14 protein-coding genes are annotated in these 12,395 nt (G+C 67.1%); 3 read left to right on the forward strand and 11 right to left on the reverse strand.

Annotation, left to right across the window (positions count from 1 at the left end; genetic code table 11):
- Window positions 1-148: 148 nt before the first annotated feature.
- The 8 genes from U1701_RS15010 to U1701_RS15045 all read right to left on the reverse strand — a co-directional run bounded on the left by U1701_RS15010 (window position 149) and on the right by U1701_RS15045 (window position 7,628).
- Complete coding sequence (locus U1701_RS15010) at window positions 149-508, reverse strand: hypothetical protein (protein ID WP_332783381.1); 360 nt, start codon at window positions 506-508, stop codon at window positions 149-151.
- Between the two features lie 86 nt (window positions 509-594).
- Entirely contained in the window at window positions 595-1,587 is a 993-nt protein-coding gene (locus tag U1701_RS15015; RefSeq protein WP_332783382.1) for a type II secretion system F family protein, read from the reverse strand.
- Window positions 1,588-1,597: 10 nt separating this feature from the next.
- Complete coding sequence (locus tag U1701_RS15020; RefSeq protein ID WP_332783383.1) at window positions 1,598-2,569, reverse strand: type II secretion system F family protein; 972 nt, start codon at window positions 2,567-2,569, stop codon at window positions 1,598-1,600.
- Between the two features lie 10 nt (window positions 2,570-2,579).
- Window positions 2,580-3,860 carry a CpaE/TadZ family protein gene (locus tag U1701_RS15025; RefSeq protein WP_332783384.1) on the reverse strand — a complete coding sequence of 427 codons (1,281 nt, stop codon included), beginning with the start codon at window positions 3,858-3,860 and terminating at the stop codon, window positions 2,580-2,582.
- Window positions 3,860-4,492 carry a CpaD family pilus assembly protein gene (locus U1701_RS15030; protein WP_332783385.1) on the reverse strand — a complete coding sequence of 211 codons (633 nt, stop codon included), beginning with the start codon at window positions 4,490-4,492 and terminating at the stop codon, window positions 3,860-3,862. Before U1701_RS15030 ends, U1701_RS15025 begins: the two co-directional genes overlap by 1 nt.
- Window positions 4,493-4,524: 32 nt before the next feature.
- Window positions 4,525-6,090 (reverse strand): type II and III secretion system protein family protein, encoded by a 1,566-nt coding sequence (locus tag U1701_RS15035; protein ID WP_332783386.1) that lies wholly within the window; start codon window positions 6,088-6,090, stop codon window positions 4,525-4,527.
- Window position 6,091: 1 nt separating this feature from the next.
- Entirely contained in the window at window positions 6,092-7,132 is a 1,041-nt protein-coding gene (gene cpaB / locus U1701_RS15040) for a Flp pilus assembly protein CpaB (RefSeq protein ID WP_332783387.1), read from the reverse strand.
- Between the two features lie 49 nt (window positions 7,133-7,181).
- The gene (locus U1701_RS15045; protein WP_443026069.1) at window positions 7,182-7,628 is read right to left on the reverse strand and encodes an A24 family peptidase; all 447 of its coding nucleotides are present in this window, start codon (window positions 7,626-7,628) and stop codon (window positions 7,182-7,184) included.
- Between the two features lie 46 nt (window positions 7,629-7,674).
- Here U1701_RS15045 and U1701_RS15050 point away from each other — a divergent pair, with 46 nt between their 5' ends.
- The 3 genes from U1701_RS15050 to U1701_RS15060 are packed head-to-tail and all read left to right on the forward strand — an operon-like array spanning window position 7,675 to window position 9,921.
- Complete coding sequence (locus tag U1701_RS15050; protein WP_332783389.1) at window positions 7,675-8,643, forward strand: alpha/beta fold hydrolase; 969 nt, start codon at window positions 7,675-7,677, stop codon at window positions 8,641-8,643.
- Window positions 8,640-9,713 carry an NAD(P)/FAD-dependent oxidoreductase gene (locus U1701_RS15055; RefSeq protein WP_332783390.1) on the forward strand — a complete coding sequence of 358 codons (1,074 nt, stop codon included), beginning with the start codon at window positions 8,640-8,642 and terminating at the stop codon, window positions 9,711-9,713. The genes U1701_RS15050 and U1701_RS15055 overlap by 4 nt, the downstream gene beginning before the upstream one ends.
- A gap of 34 nt (window positions 9,714-9,747) precedes the next feature.
- Window positions 9,748-9,921 carry a YegP family protein gene (locus tag U1701_RS15060; protein WP_332783391.1) on the forward strand — a complete coding sequence of 58 codons (174 nt, stop codon included), beginning with the start codon at window positions 9,748-9,750 and terminating at the stop codon, window positions 9,919-9,921.
- 29 nt (window positions 9,922-9,950) lie between these two features.
- On the opposite strand, the gene rnhA is transcribed toward U1701_RS15060, so the two are convergent.
- Genes rnhA through ispH form a run of 3 tightly spaced genes read right to left on the reverse strand, consistent with a single transcriptional unit; the run spans window position 9,951 to window position 12,307 of the window.
- Entirely contained in the window at window positions 9,951-10,406 is a 456-nt protein-coding gene (gene rnhA, locus U1701_RS15065) for a ribonuclease HI (protein WP_332783392.1), read from the reverse strand.
- Window positions 10,403-11,350, reverse strand: coding sequence for a homoserine kinase (gene thrB / locus U1701_RS15070; protein WP_332783393.1), 948 nt, complete (start codon window positions 11,348-11,350; stop codon window positions 10,403-10,405). Before thrB ends, rnhA begins: the two co-directional genes overlap by 4 nt.
- Window positions 11,351-12,307 carry a 4-hydroxy-3-methylbut-2-enyl diphosphate reductase gene (ispH, locus tag U1701_RS15075; RefSeq protein ID WP_332783394.1) on the reverse strand — a complete coding sequence of 319 codons (957 nt, stop codon included), beginning with the start codon at window positions 12,305-12,307 and terminating at the stop codon, window positions 11,351-11,353.
- Window positions 12,308-12,395 lie beyond the last annotated feature (88 nt).

Raw genomic sequence — 12,395 nt, forward strand, 5'->3', positions numbered from 1 at the left:
GACACCGCCACCCCAGATTCGTCATGCCAGCGCAGGCTGGCATCTCCCCGTTCGGGCCGCGGCGCCCGCCTCGGAGAGACCTTAGCCTGCGCTGGGGTGACGGCTCTTGGGGGGCTACCGGTTAGGCTGCTCTACCGGTTGAACTGTCTTACCGGTTGAACTCGAACCACCCGCGGCGCTGCCCCGCCGGATACGCCACGCGCTCAACCCCCGTCCGGCCCACCACGGGCCGCGTCGCTACCGGCGCTGTGGTCGTCGTCACCGGAGCGACCACGGTCCGCGTCTCGGCCAGCCGGGCGTTGTCATGCTCCAGTTCCGCGACGCGCTTCTCGGCCGCGGTGGCACGGACGTCGCCGTCGCGGCGCGCGGCGGCATTGGCGTCGCGCTCGGCCAGATAGCGCGTCTTCCACTTGCGGCCGCCGGGATGGCTGGCGAGCCCGAACAGCCAGCCGGCGATGAAGAGCAGCGCGAGCACCGCGAACTGCGTGGGGGTGGAAAACAACGGCATCGAAGAACCCTCCTGTTACGGAAGGACAACGATCGATCGGGGTTACGGTTGCGAAGGGGGGGCGCGACGGCTCACCCCGTGTGCCTTTACCCCTTCAGCAGAGCATCCGAGATCGAGCATGCTGCAGGCCCCAGGATGACCACGAACAGCACCGGCAGGATGAACAGGATCAGCGGCACGGTCATGATCGCGGGCAGGCGCGCGGCCTTCTCCTCGGCACGCATCATGCGTTCGTTGCGGAATTCGCCCGACAGCACGCGGAGCGCCGACGCCAGCGGCGTGCCGTATTTTTCGGTCTGGATCATCGTCGTGACCACGTTCTTGACCGCGTCCAGCTTCACCCGCGCCGCCAGGTTCTCGAACGCGTGGCGCCGTTCGGTCAGGAAGCCGAGCTCGATCCCGGTCAGCGTAAATTCCTCGCCCAGCTCGGGATAGGCGCGCCCCAGCTCGCGCGCGACGCGGTGGAACGCGGCATCGACGGTCAGGCCGGCCTCGGCGCAGATCACCAGCAGGTCGAGCGCGTCGGGAAGCCCCTTGCGGATCGCATCCGTGCGCTTGTTGATCTTGTTGTCGAGATAGAGGTCGGGCGCCTTGTAGCTGAGGATGAAGCCCATCGCGACGAGCCCGTATTTCTTGAGCGGTCCCCAAGTCGCAAAGCCATCGGTGCCATAGACCCAATAGGCCATCGCGCCGCCGATCACGATCGGCATCACCAGCCGGCCGAAGATGACCGCGGGCGCCCATTCCTTCGAGCGTATGCCGGCCTGCAGCAGCTTGACCTGGACCACCTTCAGCTGGCTGTCCTGCAGCACCTTCAGCGACGACAGGATCGAGCGCATGCGGTCGGCGGTGTCGTTGCGCTGGACCAGCTTGGCGCGGCGCTTGGTCGAGGCGGTGATGCCCGCCTTCAGCTGTTCGCGCCGGTCGTTGAGCGCCTTGACGCGCTTCGTCATCGGATCGCGCACGGTCATCACCGCATAGATCGCCAGCATCACGGCGAAGGCGGCGACGCCCGACAACAGCGTCGCGACCCACAGGACGTCGATTCCCATGATGGTAGGTCCGGGGGTCTCGCCCATCGATTGCGTCCTAGATCTCGAAGTTGATCATCTTCGACATGATGAAGGCGCCGATCGCCATCCAGATCATGCCGCCGCCGCCGATCATCATCAGCCGCTCGTCGGTGAAGAATCGCTGCATGTACGTGCCGTTGATGAACCAGATCAGCGTGAACACGATGAACGGCAGCGCGCCGATGATATAGGCCGACGCCTTCGATTCGGACGACATCGCCTTGATCTTCAGGCGCATCTGCCCGCGCAGACGCAGCACGGTGGCGAGGTTGGCCAGCGTCTCGGCCAGATTGCCGCCGGTCTCGCGCTGGATCGCGATGGTGATGACGAAGAACTGGAATTCGGGCGTGCCGAGCCGATCCGCGGTTTCCTGCAGCGCGGCATCCATTGTCCGGCCGATCTTCATCTTGTCGCCGACCGCACGGAATTCCTCGCCGATCGGGCCATCGAGCTCCTGGCCGACGACCCCGATCGTCTCGGTGATCGGCAGGCCCGAGCGCAAGCCGCGTACGAGCAGCTCGATCGCGTCGGGGAATTTGGCGGTGAATTTCGTGATGCGCTTCTTGATCGCGCGGCCCACCACATAATGCGGCAACCCGACACCCAGGAACAGGCCGACGAACAACGCGAGCAGCAGCGGCATGCCCTTGATCAGCAACGCGCCCGCGACGACGACCGCGACGATGCCGGTCGCCATGCCATATTGGCCGACGGTCCAGGTCTTGCCCGTCATCGCGAGCCGCTTGGCGAGCAGCGCGGGATTGGGCAGGATGCGGCCGACCGCGACATCCATCTTGGTATCGCGCTTGTTGGCGATGCGGCGTGCCTGCGCCTCGGCGACGACCAGCGCGTCACCGTGGCGCTCGCGCAGCGACGTTACGCGCCGGGTCTGCGCCCGCGCGGTCGACGGGCCCGCGAACGCGAAGGCGATCATCCCCACGACGACGCAGGCACCGATCAGGACGAACAGCAGCGGCATCATGTCCATTACGGCGTCTTCACTTCTTGGCCGGGCGCTTCGGGATCAACCCTTTCAGGTCACCGAACTTGCCGATCAGCGAGATTCCCTTGCGCCGTTTGGGCGCGTCGTCGTTCGCGGCGTCGTCGACCGAGGCTGCGATCTCGGTGGCGAGCGCGACGATCGGCGCGACGGTCTTCGAATTCTTTCCCGCCTCGACCAGCGGTTTGCCGAGCTTGGCGGCCTGCGCCGCGAGCTTCTGGTCGAACGGTATGATGTAATCGAGCTTACGTTCGATCGAGCCTTCGAAATCCTTGCGACTGATCTCGAGCTGGGCACCGGCGTGCACCCGGTTGGCGATCACGAACACGGTGGTCTGCTGCGCGTTCGACCGCATCCACGACAGCAACCGGATCGTATCGCGCGCCGAGGCGAGCGTCAGTTCGGTCACGATCACCGCGATCTGCACGTCGGCCACCAGTTGCGGATGCTGCACCAGCATGCCGCGCGGCATGTCGACCACGGTGCATTCGAACGCCGCGCGCATTTCCTCCTGCAGCTGTTGGAAGGCGGCACCGTCGGTCATCAGCGGCGCGTTGATTGGCGCCTCGGCACTCAGCACCGACAGCTTTTCCGACGCCTTGACCATGGCGCGTTCGATGAACAGCCCGTCGATCCGGCTCGGATTGTCGATCGCGTCGATCAGGCCACGCCCGGGCTCGAGATCGAGGCCGAGCGCGCCGGTGCCGAAATGCACGTCGAGGTCGAGCAATGCCGTCGACCGCTTCTCCCGGTCGGCGAGCAGCCACGCGACCGAGGTCGCGATCGTCGACGCGCCGACCCCGCCGCGGGTGCCGATCACCACGACCGCGCAATGCGGGCGATCGACCGCGGCCTCGACGTGTTTGGGCGCATTCAGCATCGTCTGCGCGTGGACGAATGCCTCGCGCAGCATATCGGCATGCAGCGGCTTGAGCAGATAATCCTGGATGCCGCTGGCGACGAGGTCGCGGTACAGCCGGACGTCGTTGACCTGCCCCGCCGCGATCACGACGGTGCCCGGCTCGCACACCTCGGCCAGCGCGTTGATGTCGTTCAGCGGATCCCCCGATTCGGCGAGATCGACGAACAGGATCTGTGGGCTCGCCGACACCGACAGCGACTGGATCGCGTTGCGCAGCCCGCCCTTGTGGATCTTTTCGACCGGCCAGCCCAGTTCGCTCGCGATCGGACGCAGCGCCTCGGCGGTGGTCTCGTCGCAGACATAGGCGTTGAACGGTTCGCGGTGGGCGAGACCTGCGGGTTTCCAGGGTGCGTTCATTACTTTGCTCCCGAGCCTGCGGCTTCCAGGCCACCAGCGCCGCTCGGCGCCTTCTTGCGATAGGTGTCGATCGCCTTGTACGAGGTGGCCGCGTCGTTGGTCTCGTTGCCCACCGTGCCGCGAACCAGGTCGGCCGGGTTGGCGACCATTGCGGCCAAGTTGCTGTTGATCGCGCAACCGTAATTCGACGACGTATTGGCACTCGGATCATTGCCTGAATCGAGCGACCAGTCCGGGCATCCGGGCACGGTAGCGCGCATCCGGGTGACGACGATGCGGATTGTGCCCGGCGCTACCGGTGCCTGCGTCACCGGGGCGTCGGGGGACAGCAACAGCCCATATCCGCCCACCAGCCCGGCGACCTGAGCGCGCGCATAGCTGCCGTAAGGCGACGGATCGTCGATCGCGACGCGGTCGCCGTAACCGAGGTGCATCGCGTTCATCCACCCAGCGAGGCGGCGGTCTTCGCCCGGCGCCAGCGCATTGCCCGACGTCGCGACGTCGAAGGCATAGTCGCTGCGGTCGACGACCGGCTGATGAACCGATTCGAGTCCGTGGTTCTGCGTACCCGTGCAGGCACCGAGCAGAAGCGCGGGCGCGAGCGAGGCGAGGATGATGGTCTTGGTGATCATCGCGAAGGGATCCTTGGGTTGAACGCGCGGGCTCAATTCGAGAAGCCGGGGGCGGGCACGGTGCCCTTGTTCGATTTGGTCGATCGCGCATCGGCCCGCGCATCGGCCTTGTCGCGGCGCGTGTCGGGCTGCGGCAGGGGCTGGACGGGCGCGCTGGCGCCCACCGACGGCGCGGCGTAGCGCGGCGGCGTGATCGTCGGCACCGGCCGTGGCCCGCTCGACGGGCCGCTGAGCGTTCCCATCAAAACGCGCTCGATATCGCCCGGCGCCCGCGCGCCGTCTGTCGGCAGCGCGATGTCGCGCGCGTTGTTGACCGGCTTGACCAGATACGGCGTGACGATCACGACCAGTTCGGTCTCGTTGCGCTGGAACGCGTTGGAGCGGAACAGCGCGCCGATGATCGGCAGGTTGGACAGCCCCGGAGTCTTGTCGAACGAGTTGTTATGGCTGTTCGACAACAGGCCGCTGATCATCATGCTCTGGCCCGAACCGAGCTCGACCGTCGTCTCGGTGCGCCGTGTGGTGAGACCCGGAACGCGCGTGCCGTTCAGCGTCACCGCGTTCGAATAATCGAGCTGCGACACTTCGGGGCGGACGCGTAGCGAGATGCGGCCGTCCGACAGCACCGTGGGCGTATAGGCGAGGCCGACACCGTATTGCTTGTAGTCGACCGAAATCGAGCCGAGGCCCTGCGCGAGCGGGATCGGAATCTCGCCGCCCGCCAGGAAGGTGGCGGTTTCACCCGACAACGCGGTCAGGTTCGGGTTGGCCAGCGTGGTGACCTGTCCGGTCTGTTCGCCGAGGTCGATTGCGCCCAGCAGGTCGAGTCCCAGCAGCTTGCCGGCAATGCCCCCCGTTGCGCCGCTTGCCGCTTGGGTCAGCAGGCTGCTCCCGGTAGTTGCGGTGTTGAACCCGGTGAACAGGCCGCCGCCCGGAGCGAATTGCGTGCTCGGCGCACGGCCTTGGGCCAGGCCGAACTTGAAACCGCCGGTACCGTCGAACGACTGGATGTTCACGCCGATATTCTTGACGAAGCTCCGCGTGACCTCCGCGATGCGGACCTGCAGGTTGACCTGCAATGGTGTCGCGGTCTTCAGTCGTGACAGCACCTTGGTGGCGTCGCCGACATAGGCTTGGACCAGCCGCTCCGCCTCGGCCGCGTCTTCGGGAGCGGCGACCGTGCCGGTCAACAGCACGAGGCCGTTCATCGGCGTCGCGATGACGTTGGCCTCGGGCATCGCCAGGCTCAGCATCCGCGCGATCGAATCGAGGTTGTTGCCCACCCGGACCGTGCTGCCATAAACAACCGCGCCCGACTTGGTGGTCGCAGAGATCGTCGTTTCGCCGGTCTTCTTGCCGAAGATATAGAGCTGTGTCGGCGAGCGGACCTGGACGTCGGCGATCGAATCGTCGGCGACGAACAGGTCGCTCATCGGCCGCGCCAACGTGATCAGCCGTCCGCGTCCGATGTTGATCTCCACCACGCTTGCGGCAGCGACCGAGGTCCGCTGCGCGGTTGCGGGGACGTTCGGGACCGTGCCGGCCACGGCCAGGGCGGCGGCCAGCGGCCAGCCGATCGGCGTCATCGAGATGCGCATGTTACTTCTTCCCCCCGACCGGAACGACGGTGATTGCATTGCCGCGCGCCACCCGCACGCTGGGCCCCTCGACGATCGCGACGGGCGCGATCCCCTGCGCCTGGGCAGCCGGCATGCCGGCCATCGCGCTGCCTGCGGTCATTTCCGAGCGCGGCTTCCCGGGCACCGTGCTGCGCTGATAACGCGAAACGTCGGCGCCGGTCTGATAGCTCGATTTCCCTGTCGAAGGCTGGGTTGCCAGCTGGACCATCATTGCCTTTTCGGCCCGTGGATCGTTGCTGTTCGGCACCTTCACGGCGCCGGACGCGATCGCCTCTTCGAGTTCCTGCGAATTATCCGCGATCGATCGCAGCGACAGCGACAACGACCCCAGCGTCTGCGCGACCGCGATCTGCTCCGCCATCTTCGGCGTCGCCTCGACGGTGACGTTCGAGAAGGTCCGCACCTCCGTCTTGCCATCCTCGCCGACCAGATTGTCGGTGCGCTGGTCGGTGGCGAGCACGCGGACGTTGCGCATGATCGTTTCGGATACCTTGAGCGGATCGCCGTCGCCGCCGCCGGCCACTGCCTGCGTCAGCACCAGGTCGATCCGGTCACCTGGAAACACGAACCCTGCGACCGCTGCCTGCGCCGAGACCGGGACGGTGACGGCGCGCATGCCGGGTCCGAGTGCTGCAGCGAGGAAGCCGCGGTCGCCGGGCTTGACCAGAGCACCCTGCGTGACCGGCTGGCCCGCGGTGATCTCGCTGCGGACGACGGTGCCCTGCAGCGACTGCAGGTTGGTCTTGTCCTTGAGGTAATAGGCGTTGTCCACCAGTTCCTTGGGCCAGGGCTGATACTTCAGCGCGGTGGCGTCGAGGATCGTACCGACCGGCAACGCACGCGTCGCCACCAGCACCTCGGGCCCGTCGACGACGGGGGCCATGGCGACGGCGCCGGCCTGCGGTGCCGAACTGCCTGCGATCAGCGTTCGGGCAAAGAATGCCGTGATGGCGGCGACGAACAACGCGCCCACCAGCAAAACGATCTTGCGACTATCCATGACTCATCGTGCCTTTCGGGCGCCGGTTGATTGTGCCGACATCAAGTATCTAGGTAAACTGGTTAAGGAGTGGTTCGCGGATCGCCAGTATTCCGGCGATAGCAATTGCGACACCATAAGGTATTTCGATTTCGTTACTGTTCCGGGATATCCGGCGTTCTATCATCATCACGATCGTGACTATGCCGCCGGCGATCGACATCACCATCAACATCATGACGAATGCAGAAAATGGCAGCCACAACGATAGCGCGACGATCAGCTTTACGTCGCCGCCGCCCATCAGCCCGAAATGGAATATCGCTAGGAACACCGCAAACACCGCCAACGCGACCGCGATCTGCGCCGCCATGTCGGGCCATGGCTGCAGCCCGCTGGCGAACCACCAGGCGGGGGCGAGCAGCGCGATCGCCGCGCTCTTCCAGTTGGCGATCTCGCGCGTCCGTGCGTCCTCGATGCCCGCAGACACGAGCACCCCGCCAAGCGCGAAAATCAAAATTGGAAGAGCAATGTTCGATCCCATCGGCTAGTCCCTAACGGGCATGGCTTTCGAAAAAGTAACCGTCCCGCGCGTGAGCGCCGCGGACCGCGTCCGTCGGGCGATTCCGGACGATGCGCGCATCACGACCTGGACCACACCCGACGGCTGGCCGCTGCGGCGGTTCGACTGGCCCGCCCCGCATCCGCGCGGGCGGTTGCTGTTCCAGACCGGACGCGGCGACATCTTCGAGAAGTACCTGGAATCCCTGACGCACCTACACGCGCAGGGGTGGTCGGTGACCGCGTTCGACTGGCGCGGGCAGGGCGGATCAGGTCGGTTGTCGGAGGATGCGAACGTCGGACATGCCAGCGATTTCGGCGTGTTCGATGCCGATCTGGCCGCGTTCTGGGCGGCGTGGGTGGCGGAAGCGCCGGGCCCTACCGCGATACTCGGCCATTCGATGGGCGGGATGATGGTGATGCGCGCGCTCGCGAATCGTACGATCGCGCCTGATGCAGCGGTGCTGGTCGCGCCGATGATCGGGCTGCGCGCACCGCTGGGCGCACGCTTCGGCGGCACGGTGGCGCGGTTCATGGCGCGGCGGGGCAATCCCGCGCGTGCGGCGTGGCGCAGCAACGAACGCCCCGGCACCGTGGCCTCGCGCGAATCGCTGCTGACGCATGACGCCGCGCGCTATGCGGACGAACTCTGGTGGCATGCGCGCCATCCCGAACTGAAGCTCGGCCCGCCGAGCTGGGCGTGGCTGGCCGAAGCGTTCACCGCCGCGCGCGCGCTGGCCCGCGATCCGCGCGTCGAGACGATCGCGACGCCGGTGCTGTTGATCGTCGCCGAGGCGGACAAGCTGGTCGATCCGCATGCCACGCTGCGGCTCGCGGCACGCTTGCCCAACGCACAGGTGGTTCGATTCGGACGCGATTCGGCGCACGAGGTGCTGCGTGAGGCCGACCGCGTGCGAAAGCGCGCGTTCGCGGCGATCGACGCGTTCCTCGACGCCCATAGCACGCGATGATCCATGACATCGCGATCGTCGGCGCGGGCATGGCCGGCGCGAGCCTTGCGGCAGCGATCGGGACCCGCGCCAGCGTCGTTCTGCTCGAGAGCGAAACGGTGCCGGGCTATCATTCGACCGGCCGGTCGGCGGCGTTCTGGTCGGAGACCTATGGCGGTCCCGGGATCCAGCCGCTGACGAGCGCATCCGGCCCGTTGCTGCGCCAGTATCTGTCGCCGCTGGGGTCGCTGCATATCGGGCGCGCGGACGACGCCGCCAAGGCCGACGCCTTCCTGCGCGAATTCGCGGGGACCGGCGTGGCGTTGGCGCGCGTCGATCCCGCCGACCACGTGCCCGGCCTGCGCGATGCATGGACGATCGGCGTGATGGAGCCCAGTTGCGCGTATATCGACGTCGCCGAATTGCACGCGGCCGAGATCGCGCGCGCCCGGCATGCGGGCGCCCGGATCGTCACCGATGCCGCGCTGCGCGTCGCGTCGCGATCGGGCGACGTCTGGACGATCGAGACGAGCGCGGGGACGGTCCATACGCGCATCCTCGTCGATGCCGCGGGCGCCTGGGCGGACGTCGTCGCGGCGCGTGCCGGCGTCCGGCCGCTCGGCTTCACCGCCTATCGCCGGACGATGGCGCAGCTGCGCACCGACCCCGGCTCGCCGCCGACGATGCCGCATGTCGCCGATCTTTCCGGCAATTTCTATTTCAAGCCCGAGGCCGGCGGGCGGGTCTGGCTTAGCCCGCACGACGAAACCGCGACCGATCCGTGCGATGCGGCACCAGAGGAGCTCGACGTCGCGATCGCGATCGACCGGTTCGAAGGCGTCGTCGACTGGCGCGTGGCGGCGGTCGAGCGCCGTTGGGCGGGCCTGCGCACCTTCGCGCTCGACCGGCTGCCGGTGTACGGCTTCGACCCGGTCGTGCCCGGGTTCTTCTGGTGCGCGGGGCAGGGCGGTTTCGGTATCCAGACCGCGCCCGCAGGCGCCATGATCGCGGCTGCCCTGCTGCTCGGCGTGGCACCCGATCCGGCGATCGGGGGGGTCGACCTGGACCGCTATTCAGCGGCGCGCTTCTAGGTTAGCCTCCGCATCTCTCACCGGGGGATGCGACATGGCACACAAGTTCGTGATCGAGCAGAACAAGAGCGGCGAATATGTCGCCAAGTTCAAATACAACAACGAGTTGATGTTCTGGACCGAAGGCTATTCGAGCAAGGCGGGCGCCCGCAACGCAATCGAATCGCTTCTCAAGAACGGGCCGGGCGCGCCGATCGAGGACGCGTAACCTCTTCTTGCCTCACCCTTGGCGGGCGGCTATTTTCGCCCCGCCATCACCGCGGCATCGCTCGCCAGCCGGTCTGCCCGTTCGTTCTCCGGGTGGCCGGCATGGCCCTTGACCCATTGCCACTCGATCCGGTGCCGCGCGACCGCCGCCAGCAGCGCGTGCCAGAGTTCGGCGTTCTTCACCGGCTTCTTGTCCGCGGTCTTCCAGCCGTTGCGCTGCCAGCCCTTCACCCACTTGGTCAGGCCATCCATCACGTACTTGCTGTCGGTGAACAGCGTGACGATGCATGGCCGCGTCAGCGCGTTCAGTGCCTCGATCGCCGCAGTCATCTCCATGCGGTTGTTGGTCGTCTGCGCCTCGCCGCCCGACAATTCCTTCTCGTGCGCGCCCATCCGGATCACCGCGCCCCAGCCGCCGGGTCCCGGATTGCCCTTGCAGGCGCCGTCGGTATAGATTTCCACCTTGGTGGCGGGTTCATCGGTCACGCGAACAATCCTTGTCGATACGCTTCGAACCGCCGCCAATAGGCCAGCGGATCCTTCCGCGTCACCAGCGCATCCGCCGGGGTGTTGAGCCAGTCCCACGCCCGCGTCGCCAGGAAGCGCAGGCACGCCCCCTGCGCCAGGATCGGCAACGCCGCGCGCTCCGCGTCGGACAGCGGGAAGCGGTCGGCATAGCCGGCGATCAGCGCGCCGCCGACATCGGCGTCATAGCCTTCGCCACGCGAACCGAACGCCCACGCGCTGTGCATGATCGCGAGGTCGTAGGCGCGGATGTCGGTGCAGGCGAAGTAGAAGTCGATCAGCCCGGACACCCGGTCGCCAAGCATCAGCACATTGTCGGGAAACAGGTCGGCATGGATTATCGCGCGGGGCAGGGCGTTCGGCCAGCGCGCGACGACCGCGTCGGCCGCGTGCGTAACCTTCTCGAACAACCCCGGTTCGATCGCGTCGAGATCGCGCCCGCACCGCGTCAGCAGCGCACGCCAACCCTCCGGTCCCAACGCATTCGGCCGCTCCAGCGCCACCCCCGCCAAGCTCTCATGCATCGCGCCCATCGCCTGACCTGCCGCGCGGGCCTGTGCCGGCGTCGGATGCGACACCGACACGCCGGGCAGGAACTCGATCAGGCACGCCGGGCGTCCGCACAGCTCGTGGATCAGCACGCCGTCACGATCGGGCAGCGCACGCGGCACCGGGTTACCGTCGGCCGCCAGATGGTCGAGCACGCCCATGAAGAAGGGCAGGTCATCCGCCGACACGCGCTTTTCGTACAAGGTCAGGATGAACCGCCCCGTCGTGGTGTCGACCAGATAATTGCTGTTCTCGACCCCCTCGGCGATTCCCTTCAGCGATACCAGTTCGCCGTGATCGAACCCACGCAGGAACGCGCCCAGCGCCTCCGCCGATACCGTCGTATAGACCGCCACTCAGGCGGCCGCGTCGAGGCCGCGCGGCAGCTTGAAGGTGATCGTCTCGCGCGTCGTCTCGATCTCGCGTTCGGTGACCGTGAACCGCTCCGACAGGCGCGCGACCAGTTCGCGGACCAGCAATTCGGGGGCCGACGCCCCTGCGGTGATCCCCAGCGTCGCGACGCCGTCGAGAAAACCCCAGTCGAGCACGTCGGCGCGCTGGATCAGCATCGCGCGCACGCCCTCGCGCTCGGCGACCTCGACCAGCCGCACCGAGTTGGACGAATTCGGCGCGCCGATCACCAGCATCGCATCGCATTCCTGCGCGATCGCCTTGACCGCGGCCTGCCGGTTCGACGTCGCGTAGCAGATGTCCTCGCCGCGCGGCGGCTGCATCATCGGGAAGCGGCGCTGCAGCACCGCGACGACCGCGGCGGTGTCGTCCACCGACAGCGTGGTCTGCGTCAGGAATGCCATGTTGGTCGGGTCGGGCGGGGTAAAGGCCTCCGCGTCCGCGACCGTCTCGACCAGCGACATCGTGCCCGCCGGCACCTGCCCGAACGTGCCGATCACCTCGGGATGCCCGGCATGGCCGATGAACACGATATGCCGCCCCGCCGATACCAGCCGCTCGGCCTGACGGTGGACCTTCGACACCAGCGGGCAGGTCGCGTCGAGATAGTCGAGCCCGCGGCCTTCCGCCTCCGCCGGTACCGACTTGGGCACGCCGTGCGCCGAGAACACCACCGGCGCGCCGTCGGGCACGTCGCTCAGATCCTCGACGAACACCGCGCCCTGCGCCTTCAGCGTATCGACGACGAACTTGTTGTGGACGATCTCGTGGCGGACATAGACCGGCGCGCCGTGTTTCTCGATCGCCAGTTCGACGATGCGGATCGCGCGGTCGACCCCGGCGCAGAAGCCGCGCGGGGCGGCGATCAGCAGGTCGAGCGGCGGCTTGGGCGATGCGATCATGATGTCGCGTGCTCTACGCGATTGCTTGGTCCTACGAAAGCCGGTTATGGTGTCGCCCGATCGAGGGACGCGGCGTTGCGGCGGTCCT

This window comes from Sphingomonas rhamnosi (assembly GCF_036663615.1).
GTDB lineage: Bacteria > Pseudomonadota > Alphaproteobacteria > Sphingomonadales > Sphingomonadaceae > Sphingomonas.